Raw genomic sequence first — 17,660 nt, forward strand, 5'->3', positions numbered from 1 at the left:
AGGCAGTGCCATCAAGGCAGTTGGTCAACCCCCCTACATTCAGGAGTGCTTCAGCCATGAATGACGTCCAGCTGAACGAGACCGTCCGCAGGAACTCACGTCCCACCGTGAACGCCTGGCTCTCCTCGTTCGTCGAACGCCACGGCGGGTTCGTCGGCAGCGTGCACCTCGCCGAGCCCGCCGAGGAGGGCGAGATCGTCCTCGTCGCCGCGCACAACCTGCCGCCGGGGGTGGTCAACGGCGCCGCCGTCGTCGTCATCGGCAAGGGCATGGCCGGGGTGACCGCCGAACGCAAGGAGGCGATCGGCCTCGCCGACCTCCAGACCGACACCAGCGGCGTCGCCCGCCCGCCGGCCCGCCTCTCCGGCTCCAAGGGCTCCGTCACCCTCCCCGTCTTCGACCCCGGCACCCCCGGCAGACTCCTCGCCGTCGTCGGCCTCGGCTTCTCGGAGATCCGCGAGTTCACGGCCGACGAGATCGAGAGGTACGGCAAGGACGCGGCGACCGTACTGGACGCGGTGTGAGGTGACCGCCGGGCGGTGAGGCGGGCCGGAACCTGCCCAGCCTCCGGCGAACTCGGCGCCCCTCTCCTTCGGAGGGGCGCCGAGCCCGTTCACGGCACCGAACGCCCCCTCCCGCCCCGGCACACATCCCCCCACCTCAGTCGCCGCCACCCCCCACCCGAGTTGCTGAAGCGACGACACCCGCCACATGTGACTCATTTCACACCGCTACTTGGCCGATCGCAGACGCTTGAGCGTTGAAGAACCCCCGCTAAAGTCGACCGACACGGGTGTCCCCGCACGGCCCCGCCGACGGGCACACGCCCCGCGCGGCCACGCCCAGTTCCCGCGCAGCGCCTCGCACCATCCCGCACGACCTCCGCACCAACACCCGCACGGCGTTCGAAATCCCGGGCAGGCCGCAGCAGTCGGCGGCCATGTCACCGACACTCGAAGCAGCCAGGAGGTCCCCCGACCATGCCTCTGCGCCATCTCACCCCCCATGACCAGCGGCTCTTCATGCTCTACGGCACCGGCCCCACCGCCTTCGTGCCGGACCCGCTGATCCACCGGGCCGTCGCCCGGCACGCGCGCACCACCCCGCACGCCCTCGCCGCCGAACACCGGGGCGGCACCCTCACGTACGCCCAACTCGACACGCTGGCCGAGTCGTTGGCGGCCCGCCTGCACGCGGAGGGCGTCCGCCCCGGCGACCACGTCGGCCTCTTCGTACGCCGCTCCCTGCCGATGCTCGTCGGCCTGCTCGGCATCCTCAAGGCGGGCGCCGCCTACGTCCCCCAGGACGTCGGCCTCGCACCGCCCGCCCAACTCGCCCACGTCGTCCGCACCGCCCGCACCCGGGTGATCCTGACCCTCGCCGAACACGCGCACCGCGTCCCGCGCCCGCCCGGTCACCAACTCATCGACCTGGACGAGCCGTTGGTGCCCGCGAGAGTCCAACTCCCGCCGCCCGGGCCGGACGACGGCTGCTACGTCCTGTTCACCTCCGGCACCACCGGCCGCCCCAACGGCGTCAAGGTCACCCACCGCAACGTCGCCAACATCCTGCTCACCGAACCCGGCTCCCTCGGCATCGGCCCCGGCGACCGCGTCGCCCAACTCCTCAACATCGCCTTCGACATGGCGGCCTGGGAGATCCTCGGCTGCCTCGCGCACGGCGCCACCCTGGTGATCCGCGACCGCGACATCGCCGCCACCGCCCGCACGGCGACCGTCCTGATCGCCACCCCGACGGTCCTGTCCGGCATCGACCCGGCCGACTGCCCGAGGGTGCGCGCGGTCGCGGTCGCCGGAGAACCCTGCCCCCGCCCGCTCGCCGACGCCTGGGCGAGCCGGTCCGCGTTCTTCAACTGCTGCGGCCCGACCGAGACGACGATCGTCAACACCATGTCCCGGCACGACCCGAGGAACCCGCTCCTGACGATCGGCCGCCCCACCCCCAACAACACGGTGTACGTCCTGGACGCGGAGCGCCGCCCCCTGCCCATCGGCGAGGTCGGCGAGATGTGGGCCGGCGGCGACTGCGTCTCGGCGGGCTACCTCACCGACGACCCCAACAACCGCTTGAACAGCGAGCGTTACGCCCCCGACCCGTTCCTCGGCGGCGGCCGGCGCATGTTCCGCACCCGCGACCTCGGCCGCTGGACCCCGGACGGCCGCCTCGAACACCTCGGCCGCACCGACGACCAGGTGAAGGTGCGCGGCTTCCGCGTCGAACTCGACTCCGTCTCCTCGGTGCTGGAGCAGGTGCCGGGCGTGGTGCGCGCGGTCACGCTCAAGCGCGACGACCGCTCGCTGGTCTCCTTCGTCTGCCCGGCGGACGTCGACCCCGGCACGGCCCGCCGCGCGGTCGCCGACGCGCTGCCGTACTACTGCGTACCCGAGACTGTCATGCCCCTGACATCGTTACCGGAGACCGACCGGGGCAAGATCGACAAACCGGCGCTCCTCCAACTCGCCCTGGACCGCCCGGCGGTGGCCCGATGACGACGGAACTGAGCCGCACCAGCACCCCCCTCCCGCCCCGCACCTCCCTGCCGCGCCGCCTCCTGAAGCACCCCCGGCTGATGCACTACAACCGGCTCGCGGCAACGGTCTTCCTGGTGAACGCGGTCTGCCTGTACGCGAGTTGGCCGGTCACCGAGCAGGGCATGGCACACGCCGTCCTCGCCAACCTCACGCTGGCGATCCTCATCCGCCAGCAGTACGTCATCAACTTCCTCTTCCGGACGGCGACTTCCGCCCCGGTCAGTTGGCCGCTGCGGGCCCGCTGGACGCTGGGCAAGGTCTACCACTTCGGCGGACTGCACGTGGGCGGCGCGCTCGCGGGCACGGCGTGGTTCGCCGCGTTGACGTTCACCACCGACAACACAGCGGTCCTGACCGTGAGTTGGGTGCTGCTCACCCTGCTCCTGGTCATCGTCGCGACCGCGCTGCCGCCCTTCAGGTCCCGGCACCACGACCACTTCGAGAAGATCCACCGCTTCGGCGGCTGGGGCGCCCTCGCCCTCTTCTGGACGCACACCCTCCTCACGGCGACCGGACCCGTCGAACCGGCGGTCCTCGCCCTCGCCACGTTCAGCGTCGCGCTGCCCTGGCTGCGGCTGCGCAAGGTCGACGTACGGGTCGAACGGCCTTCCAAACACGTGGTGCTGGCCCGCTTCGACTACGGCGAGACCCCCTTCGCCGGTTCGTCCACGGCCGTCAGCCGCAGCCCGCTCACGGAGTGGCACTCCTTCGCGAACGTCCCCTCACCGGGCAGTCCGGGCTTCCGCCTGACCATCTCGCGGGCGGGCGACTGGACCGGGAAGTTCATCGACGACCGTCCGACGAAGGTGTGGGTCAAGGGAATTACCACTGCGGGCGTCGCCAACATCGAAGTCCTCTTCAGCAAGGTGGTGTACGTCGCCACCGGCAGCGGCATCGGCCCCTGCCTGCCCCACCTCCTCGCCGCCGAGGTCCCCTCCCGCCTCGTCTGGGCCACCCGCGACCCCCGCGTCACCTACGGCGACGCCCTCGTCGACGAGATCCTCGCCGTCCAGCCCGACGCGGTCGTCTGGGACACCTCCCGCCACGGCAAACCCGACATGGTCGCCCTCGCGTACGCCGCCTACCGCGACTTCGGGGCCGAGGCGGTCATCTGCATCTCCAACAAGAAACTCACCTGGCAGGTCGTCCACGGCCTCGAACAGCGCGGCATACCCGCCTACGGCGCGATCTGGGACTCGTAGAAAGGATGGTGACGATGCGTCACATCAAGACCGAGCGGTACGAGGGTGTCGTGCTCGTCCGCCTGCACCGGCCGCACGTCCTCAACGCGCTCAGCTCCGAGCTGCTCGCCGAACTCCTCGACACCGTCCGCCCGTTGGAGTCCGATGAGGAGGTCGGCTGCGTCGTCCTCACCGGCTCCGAGCGGGCCTTCGCGGCGGGCGCCGACATCAGGGAGATGGCCGGCAAGAGCGCCGCCGACATGCTGGCGGAGGACTACTTCGGGGCGTGGGAGGAGTTCGCCGACCTCCGCGTCCCGAAGATCGCCGCCGTCAACGGCGTAGCCCTGGGCGGGGGTTGCGAACTCGCCATGATGTGCGACCTGGTCATCGCGGGGGAGTCGGCGCGGTTCGGCCAGCCCGAGATCAGGCTCGGCGTCGTCCCCGGCATCGGCGGCACCCAGCGGCTCACCCGGCTCGTCGGCCGCGCCAAGGCGATGGACCTGGTCCTCACCGGCCGCACGATGGACGCCCGCGAGGCGGAGTGCGCCGGACTGGTCTCCCGGGTGGTGTCCGACGACCGCGTGCTCCCGGAGGCACTGGAGGCCGCCGCCACCGTCGCCTCGTACGGCCGCCTCGCCGTGCGCACCGCGCGCGACTGCGTCGACCGGGCGCTGGAGACCGGCCTGCGCGACGGCGTCCGCTACGAACGCCGGGCGTTCCACGGCCTGTTCGCGACCCACGACCGGGCCGAGGGCATGTCGGCGTTCCTGGAGAAACGCCCGCCGCGCTTCACCGGGCGCTAGCGAGCGCCCGCGTGATCCCCGGTTCCCGCGGTCCCAGGAACCGGGGATCCGGCGTGAACACCGCGTCCAGCGCCGCCTTGCCGGCCGCGAACACCTCGCGGGCACCGCCGTACAGCCACGTCGCGTCGTGCTTCTCGGCGACGCCGACGCCGTACGACTCGATGCCCGCCGCCTCGCACAGAGCGACGGCGCGGCGGATGTGGAAGCCCTGGCTGATCAGGACCGCGCTGTCGACGCCGAAGATCTTCTTGGCGCGCACGCAGGAGTCCCACGTGTCGAAACCCGCGTAGTCGCTCACCACGTGGTCGTCGGGGACACCGTGGCGCGTCAGGTACGCGCGCATCGCGTCCGGCTCGTCGTAGTCCTCGCGGCTGTTGTCGCCGGTCACCAGGACGACCTTGACGCGGCCCGCGCGGTACAGGTCCGCCGCCGCGTTCAGCCTGCCGCGCAGGTACGGCGACGGCTCGCCGTTCCACAGGCCCGCGCCGAAGACCACGGCGACGTCCCGGCGCGGGGCGTCCGCCGTCGTGCCGTACCGGCCGGACGTCGACACGAACAGCCACGTCGACGGCAGCAGCGCCAGCACGCACACCGCGACCACGGTCTGTACGAGTCGGCGCTGACCGGCGCGCGTACGCGGAAGCCGTGGTCGACGCAGCGACACCCTCCGCATGGACACCCCTCCCCGGCACCTCCCCAGGCACCTGTCACCAGGCAAGACGGGCTGAGTGGCACATTGGTTCAGCCACCCGCCCATGTCGATCACGCCCCGCCCTTTTCGACGCTCCCCGGACCCGCCCAGCCCCGGCACCCCGTCCCACCCCCGGACCCCGGCCCGCCCCCGGACCCCGGCCCGCCCCCGCACCCCGACCCACCCCCGAACCCCGCCCCGCCCGCCGCGCGCCCCTCACACCACCCCCACCCCCGCCGTGAACCCCCGGAAAACACCCGTGACGGTCACGCAACCGCCCCGCAACGCCCCCGCGCGAGGATCGCCCCATGTCCAGCCAGCTCAGCCGCCTCCGCCGGCGCCCCGCCCAGCCCGCCCTGGTGGTCGTCGCCCACGGCAGCCGCGACCCGCGCGCGTTGCGTACCGTCGGCACCCTCCTGGACCGCGTCCGCGCGCAGCGCCCCGGACTGGACGTCCACCTGGGCCACATCGAGCTGAACGAACCGCTGCTCACCGACACGCTCGCGCGCGTGGACACGCGGGACGTCGTCCTGGTCCCCCTCCTGCTGGGCCGGGGCTACCACATCAAGCGCGACATCCCGGAGCTGGCGGCACCGACCCACCCGCACGCGCGCGTGGCGGGCGCCCTGGGCCCGCACCCCCTCCTGGTGGATACCCTGGTGGCCCGCCTGGACGAGGCCGGCTGGCCGGGGGACGGGGACGCCGGCCACCGCGAGACCGCGATCGTCCTCGCGGCGGCGGGCTCCCGGGACCCCGACAACGCGGCCGACACCGAGCGCACCGCCCACCTCCTGTCGGCCCGCCTCGGCGTCCCGGTCGTGCCCGCGTACGCCTCGACCGCCGAACCGGCCGTCCCGAGGGCGATCGCCGGCCTGCGGGCGCGGGGCTACGCGCGCGTGGCCGTCGCCTCGTACTTCACCGCCCCCGGCCGCTTCGCCACGGAGTGCGCCCAGGCGGCGCCCTGGCTCGTCTCGGCCCCCCTGGGCGCGCACGAGGCGATGGCACGGCTCGTCCTGGCCCGCTACGACGAGACCGCGACGGCGAACGGCAGCAGCAACGCGGCCTGACCCGAGGGGTGCGAGCGAATTGTCAGTGCCTGCCCGTACTGTCGAACCATGGAAGGCACCGACCCGAGCACAGCCCCCACCACCGGCCACGCCCCCGCGGCCCCCGCCGCGACCACCCCCGCCTACCCCCCGTCCGCCGCCGACCGCTGGGCTCCCGAACCCGACAAGCGCCCCGGCCGCACCGCCTTCCAGCGCGACCGCGCCCGCCTCCTGCACTCCTCGGCCCTGCGCAGACTCGCGGGCAAGACCCAGGTCGTCACCCCCGGCACCCAGGGCCCGGTGTGGGACGCCAGCCCCCGCACCCGCCTCACGCACTCCCTGGAGTGCGCCCAGGTCGGCCGGGAGCTCGGCGCGGCCCTCGGCTGCGACCCCGACCTCGTCGAGGCGGCCTGCCTGGCGCACGACCTCGGCCACCCGCCCTTCGGCCACAACGGCGAACAGGCGCTGAACGACTTCGCGAAGGACTGCGGCGGCTTCGAGGGCAACGCCCAGTCCCTGCGCCTGCTCACCCGCATCGAGCCGAAGCGCTTCACCGAGGACGGCTCGGTCGGCCTGAACCTGACCCGCGCCACGCTGGACGCGGCGACGAAGTACCCCTGGCCCAGAGGCGAGCACCCCACGGACCCGAAGTCCCCCAAGTTCGGCGTGTACGACGACGACCGCCCGGTCTTCGACTGGATCCGCAAGGAGTCGCCCGGCACGCGCGCGTGCTTCGAGGCCCAGGTCATGGACTGGTCGGACGACGTGGCGTACTCGGTGCACGACGTGGAGGACGGCCTGCACGCGGGCCACATCGACCCGGCCTGCCTGTCCGCGCGCGCGGACCGCGAGGAGATCTTCCGCGTCGCCATCGGCCGCTACGTCCCCGGGGACACGGATCCGGCCGAACTCGCCGAGGCCCTGGACCGCCTCCTGGCCGAGGAGTGGTGGCCGCACGGCTACGACGGCTCGGCGGTCGCCCAGGCCCGCCTGAAGGACGCCACGAGCCAGCTGATCGGCCGCTTCTGCCTGGCCGCCGAGGGCGCCACCCGCGCGAGGTACGGCAGCGGCCGCCTCACGCGCTACGCCGCCGAACTCGTCGTCCCGCGCGGGACCCGCCTGGAGTGCGCCGTCCTCAAGGCGGTCGCCGACCGGTACGTCATGCAGCGCGCCGAACAGGAGCGCCTGCGCGCCGACCAGCGGATCGTCATCACGGAACTCGCGCAGGCGCTCACCGCGCGGGCGCCGTACGGACTGGACCCGCAGTTCCACGCGCTGTTCGTCAAGGCCGACGACGACCACGCCCGCGAACGGGTGATCGTGGACCAGATCGCGTCCCTCACCGACGCGTCCGCGAGGGCCCTGCACGCACGGCTGACGGGCCGCCCCTGAGATCGCCCCGCCGGGGTACTACCCCTTCCCCCCGAACGTTGCGTGCGGGACGCTCGCATGTGGCGACACCCTTACGAGGAGGCATCAAGTGGTCGACGCGGATCAGACGTTCGTCATCGTCGGAGGTGGCCTGGCCGGTGCCAAGGCGGCCGAGACGCTCCGTGCGGAGGGCTTCACCGGGCGCGTGATACTGATCGGCGACGAGCGCGACCACCCCTACGAGCGCCCCCCGCTCTCCAAGGGCTACCTCCTCGGCAAGGACGACCGCGACAGCGTCTTCGTCCACGAACCCGCCTGGTACGCGCAGAACGACATCGAGCTGCACCTCGGCCAGACGGTCACCGCGATCGACCGCGCCAAGAAGACCGTCCGCCTCGGCGACGGCACCCTGATCGCGTACGACAAGCTCCTCCTCGCGACCGGCGCCGAACCGCGCCGCCTGGACGTCCCCGGCACCGGCCTCGCGGGCGTCCACCACCTGCGCCGCCTGGCCCACGCCGAGCGCCTCAGGGGCGTCCTCGCCGCCCTCGGCCGCGACAACGGCCACCTGGTGATCGCGGGCGCCGGCTGGATCGGCCTGGAGGTCGCCGCGGCGGCCCGTACGTACGGCGCCGAGGTCACCGTCGTCGAACCCGAGCCGACACCCCTGCACGGCGTCCTGGGCCCCGAGCTGGGCCAGCTCTTCGCCGACCTGCACGCCGAGCACGGCGTCCGCTTCCACTTCGGCGCCCGCCTCACCGAGATCACCGGCCAGGACGGCATGGTCCTCGCGGTGCGCACCGACGACGGCGAGGAGCACCCGGCGCACGACGTCCTCGCGGCGATCGGCGCGGCCCCGCGCACCGGCCTCGCCGAAGCGGCCGGCCTCACCCTCGCCGACCGCGCGCACGGCGGCGGCATCGAGGTCGACGCGAGCCTGCGCACCTCCGACCCGGACATCTACGCCGCCGGTGACGTCGCCGCGTTCCCGTTCGCCGACGCGCGCCTGCGCGTGGAGCACTGGGCCAACGCCCTCAACGGCGGCCCGGCGGCCGCGCGCGCGATGCTCGGTAAGGACGTCACCTACGACCGGGTGCCGTACTTCTTCTCCGACCAGTACGACCTGGGCATGGAGTACAGCGGCTGGGCGCCGCCGGGGTCGTACGACCAGGTCGTCATCCGGGGAGACGCCGGGAAACGGGAGTTCATCGCGTTCTGGCTGAGCGAGGGCCGGGTCCTCGCCGGGATGAACGTGAACGTGTGGGATGTCACAGAGCACATCCAGCGGCTCATCCAGAACGGCGCCCCGGTCGACCCGGACGCTCTCGCGAACCCCGCCACACCACTGGACTCCCTGGTCGCCTGAGCCCGTACGGGGGCCGCCTCGGCACAGGAGTGTCGGTCGGCCCCCGTAGAATTCCCGCGTGGCAGGACGGATCAACGACGAGGACGTGAAGGCGGTACGGGACGCGGTCCCGATCGACGCCGTGGTCTCCGAGTACCTGCAACTGCGCAGCGCGGGCGGCGGCAACCTCAAGGGCCTGTGCCCCTTCCACGACGAGAAGTCCCCGTCGTTCCAGGTCAGCCCCAGCAAGGGCCTCTTCCACTGCTTCGGCTGCCAGGAGGGCGGCGACACCATCACGTTCGTGATGAAGGTCGACCACCTCACCTTCTCCGAGTCGGTGGAGCGCCTCGCCGCGCGCGCGGGCATCACCCTCAGGTACGAGGAGGGCGGCTACAACCCCACCCACCAGCGCGGCGAGCGCATCCGCCTGGTCGAGGCCCACAAGATCGCCGCCGAGTGGTACGCCGAACAGCTCGCCACCAGCCCCGAGGCCGACACCGGCCGGATGTTCCTCGCCGAGCGCGGCTTCGACCAGGCCGCCGCCGTACACTTCGGCGTCGGCTACAGCCCCCAGGGCTGGGACCACCTCACCCGCTTCCTGCGCGGCAAGGGCTTCAGCGACCGCGAACTCACCCTCTCCGGCCTCTCCCAGGAGGGCCGCCGGGGCCCCATCGACCGCTTCCGGGGCCGCCTGATGTGGCCCATCCGCGACATCGGCGGCGACGTCGTCGGCTTCGGCGCCCGCAAGCTGTACGAGGCGGACACCGGCCCCAAGTACCTGAACACGCCGGACACCCCGATCTACAAGAAGTCCCAGGTCCTGTACGGCATCGACCTCGCCAAGCAGTCGATCGCCAAGTCCAGCCGCGCGGTCGTCGTCGAGGGCTACACGGACGTCATGGCCTGCCACCTCGCGGGCGTCCCGACCGCGATCGCGACCTGCGGCACGGCCTTCGGCGGCGAGCACATCAAGATCCTGCGCCGCCTCCTGATGGACAACGGCAGCGCGCGCGTCATCTTCACCTTCGACGGCGACGCGGCGGGCCAGAAGGCCGCCCTGCGCGCCTTCGAGGACGACCAGAAGTTCGCCGCCGAGACGTACATCGCGATCGCCCCCGACGGCATGGACCCCTGCGAGCTGCGCCTCGCCAAGGGCGACGCGGCGGTCGCCGACCTCGTCGAACCCCGCACGCCGCTCTTCGAGTTCGCGCTGCGCCAGATCGTCGCCCGCTACGACCTCGACACGCCGGGCGGCCGCGCCGCCGCGCTCGACGAGGCCGCCCCCGTCGTCGCCCGCATCAAGAACAGCGGCGCCCAGCACGAGGTCGCCGTCCAGCTCGCCGGCCTCCTCGGCATCCTCGACACCCAGTTCGTCGTCAAGCGGGTCGCCCAGCTCGCCCGCTGGGCCAAGGGCAAGGGCGAGGCCCCCGCACCCGCGGGCCGCCGCCCGCAGTCGTACGAGGAGACCCCCCGCCCCGCCGTGAAGGGCCCCGCCCTCCAACTGCGCAACCCCGTCTACGCCACCGAGCGCGAACTCATCAAACTCGCCCTCCAGCGCCCCGAGTTGGTCGCCCCGGCCTTCGACGCGTACGGCGTGGACGAGTTCACCTGCGTCCCCTACGCCGCCGTCCGGCAGGCCATCCTCGACGCGGGCGGCGCCGAGTACGGCATCGAGGACGCGCAGGACTACCTGATGTGTGTGCGCGAGGTCGCCCCCGACGACACGGTCCGCGCGATGGTCACGGAACTCGCCGTCGAGGCGATCATGCGCCGCACCGTCGACGACGTGTACGCGGGCGCCCAGCTCGTCACCGTCCGCCGCCGCGCCGTCGAGCGCCGCATCCGCGACATCCAGTCCCAGCTGACCCGCCTCGCCACCGCCGGCGACCCGGCCCAACTGGCCGCCGTGCAGAACGAGTTGTGGGTCCTCCAGGAGTACGACCGGGCGCTACAGGCGCAGGGAGTCGCCGCCCTCTGAGGCGAACGTCGGCGCCACCGCCCGCAGCAGCCGCCGGACGAACTCGCCCTCGGCGTCGGCGAACTGCGGGAACTCGGCGACGAAGTGGCCCCATTCGACGTACCGCAGGGCCTTCGCGACGTCCTCGTGGCGCACGTCGTGCCGGGGGTGGGCCGGCCACTCGCCGCCCGCCTCGAACACCGCGTGCAGCAACGCGTAGGGCAGCGGGTGCCGTTCGGCGAGCAGGACCGCGTCGTACAGGTCCTTGCCCTGGGAGTACATGTCGAGGGTCAGCCACAGCAGCTTCCACGCCAGCGACAGTTCCGGGGTCGCCCCCAACAGGACGGCCCCGCCCGGGAGTTCGACCGGCACGGGCTCCTGCGGCAGCCGCTCCCCGAACACGAAGTCGAGCTGGACGTGCCCGCCCGGCAGCCCCGGCGCCGTCCACGGCAGGACCAGCCGCCGCCCCGGCACCCGCTCGTACGTCCAGATGTCCTCCGCAACCGCCCCCGCCGCGTCGAAGCCCTGTGCGGCCTCCTCGGCGGCTCTCGCGATGCCGTCGAGCATCCCGGCCGTCCGGGGGTCGTCGAGGCCCCAGGAGTGCGGTACGACGACGAAATCGAGGTCACCCGGCTCACGCGCCGCCTCGCCGAACCAGGCCGCCATCAGCATGCTGCCGCGCAGGACGAGCGAGTCCGCCCACTCCGAGTCGCCGATCACCCGCAGCACCGTCTCCAGCGCCCGCCGCCGCGCCGCCCGCCACGCGTCCGTGCGCGCCGGGTCGGCGAAGGCGGGGTCGGCGGCGCGGTAGGCGTCCCGGAACTGCTTCATCGACGGGTCGAAGACCAGCTTCTGCGCGACGCCCTCCCCGGGGACGGTCCGCAGCGTGGGCGGCAGATCGACGTACCGCGAGTCCCCGTCCGGCGTCATGCCAACCACCCCTCGTCCAAGGACTCGTCGCTGTCGTACAGCACGAACTCCCGCTCCACGGACAACACATCACGACCGGCGAGCGCGTCCAGCAGTTTTCCCAGGGCGAGTCGGGCGCCGTCCGCGTCGGTGCCCCGGCAGCGCTGCGTCACGAACCGCTCGCCCTCCCGCCGCACGTTGCGCGACAGGTGCGCCCCGAACGGCACGACCAGCGCGGCGAGTTCACCGAGGCCGGTCCCCTCGGCGAGCCGCAGCTTCACATGGTGCTCGAAGTAACGCCCGTCCCCGCAGGGCCCGTTCGGCACCTCGGGAGCCCACGGCACCGTCTCGACCTTCACCCGGACCGGCACGAACCCCGCCGCCCGCAACGTGCCCGCCACCTCCCGCGCACGGGCACGCTGCGCGGCGTACGTGTCACCCCGCAGCGTCAGCATCGGCTGCAACGGCGTCCGCCCCCGCGCGAGTTCGATCACCGTCAGTTTCAGGCCCGCGGCACCCGCCCACGCGCGCAGGCGCTCCAGGTCGGGGCGGTCGACGGTGAGGTGGGTTTCGTACAGGAGTGCGGGCACCGGGCGATTCTTCCAGGTCGGCACGGGCGGGTCACCGGCCGGTCACGTCCCGGACTCAAAAAGTCACCGCACGCCCCTCGTGGCGGTGATGTGTCGTACCCCACACTGGGTGGCGGTGCCTGAGTACTCGGAGCGCGGCCGATCCGTCCCCCACGGAGCCCCCACTCACGCCGACGCTCATCGCGTACGGGACGGACAGCGGCGAGGCCGTCCACTCCGCCCCCGAAGTACCGCTGCCGTCCCCCTGGCAGCGATCACCCTGGAGGTCGCCCCCGTGCAGACCCAGACGCTCACCCAGACCGACGTCAGTACCGAAGCGGAGTCCGACGCCGAGGCCGACGCGCTGGCCGCGGTGCCCGCGCAGGGCGTCGCCGCGCGCCATCCCGAGGCGGGGCCGCCGCCGGAGGGGATCGACGAACCCCCCGAGCGGATCCGCCCCGCCGACACCGGCGGGCCCTCCTCCGACCTGTTCCGGCAGTACCTGCGCGAGATCGGCCGCATCCCGCTGCTGACCGCCGCCGAGGAGGTCGAGCTCGCCCGGCGCGTGGAGGCCGGGCTGTTCGCCGAGGAGAAACTCCTCAACACCCCTGACCTGGACAGCCAGTTGGCCCTGGACCTGGACCGGCTCGTCGTCATGGGCCGGATGGCGAAACGGCGCCTCATCGAGGCGAACCTGCGGCTCGTCGTCTCCGTCGCCAAGCGGTACGTCGGCCGCGGCCTCACCATGCTCGACCTCGTCCAGGAGGGCAACCTCGGCCTCATCCGGGCCGTCGAGAAGTTCGACTACGCGCGCGGCTACAAGTTCTCCACGTACGCCACCTGGTGGATCCGCCAGGCCATGTCCCGGGCCCTCGCCGACCAGGCCCGCACCATCCGCGTCCCCGTCCACGTCGTCGAACTCATCAACCGCGTCGTGCGCGTCCAGCGCCGCATGCTCCAGGAGCGCGGCTACGAGCCGACGGCGGAGGAGGTGGCCGCCCAGCTCGACCTCGCCCCCGAACGCGTCGGCGAGGTCCTGCGACTCGCCCAGGAGCCCGTCTCCCTCCACGCACCCGTGGGCGAGGAGGACGACGTGGCCCTGGGCGACCTCATCGAGGACGGCGACGCGGCGAGCCCCGTGGAGTCCGCCGCGTTCCTGCTGCTGCGCGAGCACCTGGAAGCCGTGCTGTCGACGCTGGGGGAGCGCGAACGCAAGGTCGTCCAGCTCCGCTACGGCCTCGCCGACGGCCGCCCGCGCACCCTGGAGGAGATCGGCCGGATCTTCGGCGTCACGCGCGAGCGGATACGGCAGATCGAGTCCAAGACCCTCAACAAGCTCCGGGACCACGCGTTCGCGGACCAGCTGAGGGGCTACCTGGACTGAGGCGGGGTGCCGTACCCCCAAGGCGGCACCCCCAACCCCCGTACGGATCAGTCGACCTCCGCGACCGCCTCCGCGAACTGCGCCTTGTACAGCCGCGCATACGCCCCGCCCGACGCCAGCAGCTCGCTGTGCGAGCCCTGTTCGACGATCGACCCGCTCTCCATGACGAGGATCGTGTCCGCGTCCCGGATCGTCGACAGCCGGTGCGCGATGACGAACGACGTCCGCCCGTGCGCCAGTTTGGCCATCGCCTTCTGGATCAGCACCTCCGTACGGGTGTCCACCGAGGACGTCGCCTCGTCGAGGACCAGGATCACCGGGTCGGACAGGAACGCCCGCGCGATGGTGATGAGCTGCTTCTCACCGGCGCTGACCCCGCTGCCCTCGTCGTCGATGACGGTGTCGTACCCGTCGGGCAGCGTCCGCACGAACCGGTCCGCGTGCGCCGCGCGCGCCGCCTCCTCGATCTCCCCGCGCGTGACGTCCCGGGAGGCGCCGTACGCGATGTTCTCCGCGATCGTCCCGCCGAACAGCCACGTGTCCTGGAGGACCATCCCGATGCCCGCGCGCAGGTCGTCGCGGGACATGCGGGCGATGTCGACGCCGTCGAGGGTGATGCGCCCGCCGGAGACGTCGTAGAACCGCATCAGGAGGTTGACCAGGGTCGTCTTGCCTGCGCCGGTCGGGCCGACGATGGCGACCGTGTGGCCGGGTTCCACGACCAGGGACAGGTCCTCGATGAGCGGCTTGTCGGCGTCGTACCGGAAGGAGACCCCCTCCAGCGCGACCCGCCCGCGCAGCTCGGCCGGCCGCTCGGAGTCCGCCGCGTCCGCCTCCTGCTCCTCGGCGTCGAGGAGTTCGAAGATCCGCTCGGCCGACGCCACCCCGGACTGCACCAGGTTCGCCATCGACGCGACCTGCGTGAGCGGCATCGAGAACTGGCGCGAGTACTGGATGAACGCCTGCACGTCCCCGATGGACAGCGACCCGGACGCCACCCGCAGCCCGCCGACGACCGCCACCAGCACGTAGTTGATGTTGGACACGAACATCATCAGCGGCTGCATGATCCCGCTGTTGAACTGCGCCTTGAAGCCCGCCTCGTACAGCGCGTCGTTCTGCTCGGCGAACTGCTGCGCCGACTCCCGCTGCCGCCCGAACACCTTCACCAGGGTGTGCCCGGTGTACATCTCCTCGATGTGCGCGTTCAGCTGGCCGGTCGTCCGCCACTGCTGCACGAAGTGCGGCTGCGAGCGCTTCCCGACGCGCGTCGCGACCACCGCCGACAGCGGCACCGTCACCAGCGCGACCAGCGCCAGCAGCCACGACACCCAGAACATCATCGCGAGCACCCCGATGATGGTCAGCACCGAGTTGATGAGCTGCCCCATGGACTGCTGGAGCGTCTGCCCGATGTTGTCGATGTCGTTGGTCGCCCGCGACAGCACCTCACCGCGCTGCCGTTTGTCGAAGTACGACAGGGGCAGGCGCGACAGCTTCGTCTGCACGTCCTCCCGCATCCGGAACACCGTCCGGTTCACGGCCCGGTTGACGAGCCGCGTCGCGACCGCCATCAGCAGACCGGCGACCACGAACACGCCGACGGCGATCCCGAGGACCTCGCCCACGGACCCGAAGTCGATGCCCTTGCCGGGCGTGAAGTCCGTCGACCTGAGCATGTCCGCGACGGACGACTGCCCGTTGTCGCGCATCCCCTGGAGGACCTGTTCCTTGGACTCACCGGCCGGCATCTGCCGCCCGATGATCCCCGCGAACACCAGGTCGGTCGCCTTCCCGAGGATCTTCGGGCCGACGACGTTCAGCCCCACGCTGATCACGACGCACACCAGCAGCGCGTAGACCGTGAGGCGCTCCGGCTTGAAGTACCCGATCAGCCGCTTGCCGGACACCTTGAAGTCCAGCGACCGGCTGTCGGGTCCCGCACCGGCCATCATGCGTGCCGCAGGCCCGGCCATCAGGCAGCCTCCGCTTCCGTGAGCTGGGAGAGCACGATCTCCCGGTAGGTCTCGTTCTCCGCCATCAGCTCGTGATGGGTGCCCGTCCCGACGACCCGGCCCTCGTCCAGGACGACGATCCGGTCCGCGTCCCGGATGGTCGCCACGCGCTGCGCGACGATCACCACCGTCGCCTCAGCCGTCTCACGCGCGAGCGCCGCCCGCAGCGCGGCGTCCGTCGCGTAGTCGAGCGCCGAGAACGAGTCGTCGAACAGGTAGATCTCCGGCCGCTGCACCAGCGTGCGCGCGATGGACAGCCGCTGCCGCTGGCCGCCCGACACGTTCGTCCCGCCCTGCGCGATCGGCGCGTTCAGCCCGCCTTCGAGCCGCTCCACGAACTCCTTGGCCTGCGCCACCTCCAGCGCGTGCCACAGTTCCTCGTCCGTCGCGTCCGGATTGCCGTAGCGCAGGTTCGTCGCGACCGTCCCGGCGAACAGGTACGGCTTCTGCGGGACCAGGCTCACCGCCTTCGCCAGCAGTTCCGGCTCGATCTCGGCGACCGGCACGCCGTCCACCAGGACCTCGCCGTCCGTCACGTCGAACAGCCGGGGCACCAGGCCCAGGAGCGTGGACTTGCCGCTGCCCGTCGAGCCGATCACGGCCGTCGTCTCGCCCGGCAGCGCCACCAGGTCCACCGCCTTCAGCACCGGCTCCTCCGCGCCCGGATAGCGGAAACCCGCCCCCCGCAGCTCCAGATGCCCGTGCCGCCGCAGCTCCCGTACGGGCGCGAGCGGCGGAACCACGCTCGACGACGTCTGAAGCACCTCCTGGATCCGCTCCGCGCACACCTCCGCGCGCGGGATCATCATGAACATGAACGTGGCCATCATCACGGCCATCACGATCTGCATCAGATACGCGAGGAACGCCGTCAGATCACCGATCTGCATCTGCCCGCCGTCGATCCGATGGGCCCCGAACCAGACCACCGCGATCGACGACAGGTTCACCACCGTCATGACGATCGGGAACATCAGCGCCAGCAGGTTCCCCGCCTTGACGGACACGTCCGTCAGATCCGTGTTGGCCTCACGGAACCGCTCCTCCTCGTACCCGTCCCGCACGAACGCGCGGATCACCCGGTTGCCGGAGATCTGCTCCCGCAGCACCCGGTTGACCGTGTCCAGCCGCACCTGCATCGACCGGAACAACGGCCGCAGCTTCAGCACGATCAGCGTCACACAGACGCCCAGCAGCGGGACCACGGCCACCAGGACCGCCGACAGCGGTACGTCCAGACCGAGCGCCAGCACGATCCCGCCGACACACATGATCGGCGCGGACACCATCAGGGTGAACGTCATCAGCACCAGCATCTGGACCTGCTGCACGTCGTTCGTCGTCCGGGTGATCAGCGACGGCGCCCCGAACTGGCCCACCTCGCGCGAGGAGAACGACTGCACCCGGTCGAACACCGCCGCGCGCAGGTCCCGCCCCAGCGCCGACGCCGTCCGCGCGCCGTAGTACACGGCACCGATGTTCGTCACGACCTGCGCCAGCGAGATGCCGACCATCAGGGCGCCGTAGGACAGGATGTAACCGGTGTCGCCGTTGACGACACCGTGGTCGATGATGTCGGCGTTCAGCGTGGGCAGGTAGAGGGTCGCGCAGGTCTGGAGCAGTTGCAGCAGCACCAGCAGACCGATGGGTTTTCGGTAGGGCCTGAGATAGGTCCGCAGAAGTCGTATGAGCACGCTACGTCTCTCGGCAGAGGGTGGATGGGGTCCGACGGAAGGGGCCTCTTGGTTGCCCCTGGCCCCTATCGTCGGACACTCCACCCGCGTTACCTCAACCGATTAACCCATCAGGTGGCCTTCTTGAGCTGACAGCGCAACCG

At 71.8% G+C, this 17,660-nt stretch carries 13 protein-coding genes and 1 pseudogene; 9 read left to right on the forward strand and 5 right to left on the reverse strand.

What is annotated here, in order from left to right; genetic code table 11:
- Positions 1 to 56 precede the first annotated feature (56 nt).
- From ACLZOT_RS27470 to ACLZOT_RS27485, 4 genes are all read left to right on the forward strand, one after another.
- Positions 57 to 524 (forward strand): hypothetical protein, encoded by a 468-nt coding sequence (locus tag ACLZOT_RS27470; RefSeq protein WP_416971765.1) that lies wholly within the window; start codon positions 57 to 59, stop codon positions 522 to 524.
- A gap of 456 nt (positions 525 to 980) precedes the next feature.
- Positions 981 to 2,510: an amino acid adenylation domain-containing protein gene (locus ACLZOT_RS27475; RefSeq protein ID WP_416971766.1), complete on the forward strand. Its 1,530-nt coding sequence runs from the start codon at positions 981 to 983 to the stop codon at positions 2,508 to 2,510.
- Positions 2,507 to 3,754, forward strand: coding sequence for a hypothetical protein (locus tag ACLZOT_RS27480; protein WP_416971767.1), 1,248 nt, complete (start codon positions 2,507 to 2,509; stop codon positions 3,752 to 3,754). The genes ACLZOT_RS27475 and ACLZOT_RS27480 overlap by 4 nt, the downstream gene beginning before the upstream one ends.
- A 14-nt stretch (positions 3,755 to 3,768) precedes the next feature.
- Positions 3,769 to 4,536: an enoyl-CoA hydratase-related protein gene (locus ACLZOT_RS27485; RefSeq protein WP_416971768.1), complete on the forward strand. Its 768-nt coding sequence runs from the start codon at positions 3,769 to 3,771 to the stop codon at positions 4,534 to 4,536.
- On the opposite strand, the gene ACLZOT_RS27490 is transcribed toward ACLZOT_RS27485, so the two are convergent.
- On the reverse strand, positions 4,523 to 5,209 hold the full coding sequence (locus ACLZOT_RS27490; RefSeq protein ID WP_416971769.1) for a SanA/YdcF family protein: 687 nt from the start codon (positions 5,207 to 5,209) through the stop codon (positions 4,523 to 4,525). The two genes, ACLZOT_RS27485 and ACLZOT_RS27490, sit on opposite strands and share 14 nt — an antisense overlap.
- 326 nt (positions 5,210 to 5,535) lie before the next feature.
- Between ACLZOT_RS27490 and ACLZOT_RS27495 the strand changes: the two genes are divergently transcribed.
- The 4 genes from ACLZOT_RS27495 (at position 5,536) to dnaG (ending at position 10,967) form a co-directional block, all read left to right on the forward strand.
- A complete protein-coding gene (locus ACLZOT_RS27495; protein WP_416971770.1) occupies positions 5,536 to 6,294 on the forward strand; it encodes a sirohydrochlorin chelatase in 759 nt (252 codons plus the stop codon).
- Positions 6,295 to 6,342: 48 nt separating this feature from the next.
- On the forward strand, positions 6,343 to 7,665 hold the full coding sequence (locus ACLZOT_RS27500) for a deoxyguanosinetriphosphate triphosphohydrolase (RefSeq protein ID WP_416971771.1): 1,323 nt from the start codon (positions 6,343 to 6,345) through the stop codon (positions 7,663 to 7,665).
- An 88-nt stretch (positions 7,666 to 7,753) separates the two neighbouring features.
- The gene (locus ACLZOT_RS27505; protein ID WP_416971772.1) at positions 7,754 to 9,010 is read left to right on the forward strand and encodes an NAD(P)/FAD-dependent oxidoreductase; all 1,257 of its coding nucleotides are present in this window, start codon (positions 7,754 to 7,756) and stop codon (positions 9,008 to 9,010) included.
- Positions 9,011 to 9,068: 58 nt separating this feature from the next.
- Positions 9,069 to 10,967, forward strand: coding sequence for a DNA primase (dnaG, locus tag ACLZOT_RS27510; protein ID WP_416971773.1), 1,899 nt, complete (start codon positions 9,069 to 9,071; stop codon positions 10,965 to 10,967).
- On the opposite strand, the gene ACLZOT_RS27515 is transcribed toward dnaG, so the two are convergent.
- On the reverse strand, positions 10,938 to 11,876 hold the full coding sequence (locus ACLZOT_RS27515) for a nucleotidyl transferase AbiEii/AbiGii toxin family protein (protein ID WP_416971774.1): 939 nt from the start codon (positions 11,874 to 11,876) through the stop codon (positions 10,938 to 10,940). The two genes, dnaG and ACLZOT_RS27515, sit on opposite strands and share 30 nt — an antisense overlap.
- On the reverse strand, positions 11,873 to 12,445 hold the full coding sequence (locus ACLZOT_RS27520) for a hypothetical protein (protein WP_416971775.1): 573 nt from the start codon (positions 12,443 to 12,445) through the stop codon (positions 11,873 to 11,875). Before ACLZOT_RS27520 ends, ACLZOT_RS27515 begins: the two co-directional genes overlap by 4 nt.
- Positions 12,446 to 12,560: 115 nt before the next feature.
- On the opposite strand from ACLZOT_RS27520, the pseudogene ACLZOT_RS27525 reads away from it, so the two are divergent.
- A pseudogene (locus ACLZOT_RS27525) lies at positions 12,561 to 13,808 on the forward strand (RNA polymerase sigma factor).
- Positions 13,809 to 13,855: 47 nt separating this feature from the next.
- Here the strand turns inward: ACLZOT_RS27525 and ACLZOT_RS27530 are convergent.
- The gene (locus ACLZOT_RS27530; RefSeq protein ID WP_416971776.1) at positions 13,856 to 15,784 is read right to left on the reverse strand and encodes an ABC transporter ATP-binding protein; all 1,929 of its coding nucleotides are present in this window, start codon (positions 15,782 to 15,784) and stop codon (positions 13,856 to 13,858) included.
- The gene (locus ACLZOT_RS27535; RefSeq protein WP_416971777.1) at positions 15,784 to 17,517 is read right to left on the reverse strand and encodes an ABC transporter ATP-binding protein; all 1,734 of its coding nucleotides are present in this window, start codon (positions 17,515 to 17,517) and stop codon (positions 15,784 to 15,786) included. The genes ACLZOT_RS27530 and ACLZOT_RS27535 overlap by 1 nt, the downstream gene beginning before the upstream one ends.
- Positions 17,518 to 17,660 lie beyond the last annotated feature (143 nt).

Origin of the sequence: Streptomyces sp. 4F14, from assembly GCF_048159485.1 — a bacterium.
Classification (GTDB): Bacteria; Actinomycetota; Actinomycetes; order Streptomycetales; family Streptomycetaceae; genus Streptomyces.

Excerpts from the sequence above, each read along its gene's own strand:
- ACLZOT_RS27500 (WP_416971771.1), top strand. The coding sequence starts at position 6,343 with ATGGAAGGCACCGACCCGAGCACAGCCCCCACCACCGGCCACGCCCCC.
- ACLZOT_RS27490 (WP_416971769.1), bottom strand. The coding sequence starts at position 5,209 with ATGCGGAGGGTGTCGCTGCGTCGACCACGGCTTCCGCGTACGCGCGCC.
- ACLZOT_RS27515 (WP_416971774.1), bottom strand. The coding sequence starts at position 11,876 with ATGACGCCGGACGGGGACTCGCGGTACGTCGATCTGCCGCCCACGCTG.
- ACLZOT_RS27485 (WP_416971768.1), top strand. The coding sequence starts at position 3,769 with ATGCGTCACATCAAGACCGAGCGGTACGAGGGTGTCGTGCTCGTCCGC.
- ACLZOT_RS27480 (WP_416971767.1), top strand. The coding sequence starts at position 2,507 with ATGACGACGGAACTGAGCCGCACCAGCACCCCCCTCCCGCCCCGCACC.
- ACLZOT_RS27475 (WP_416971766.1), top strand. The coding sequence starts at position 981 with ATGCCTCTGCGCCATCTCACCCCCCATGACCAGCGGCTCTTCATGCTC.
- ACLZOT_RS27470 (WP_416971765.1), top strand. The coding sequence starts at position 57 with ATGAATGACGTCCAGCTGAACGAGACCGTCCGCAGGAACTCACGTCCC.
- ACLZOT_RS27495 (WP_416971770.1), top strand. The coding sequence starts at position 5,536 with ATGTCCAGCCAGCTCAGCCGCCTCCGCCGGCGCCCCGCCCAGCCCGCC.
- ACLZOT_RS27530 (WP_416971776.1), bottom strand. The coding sequence starts at position 15,784 with ATGGCCGGGCCTGCGGCACGCATGATGGCCGGTGCGGGACCCGACAGC.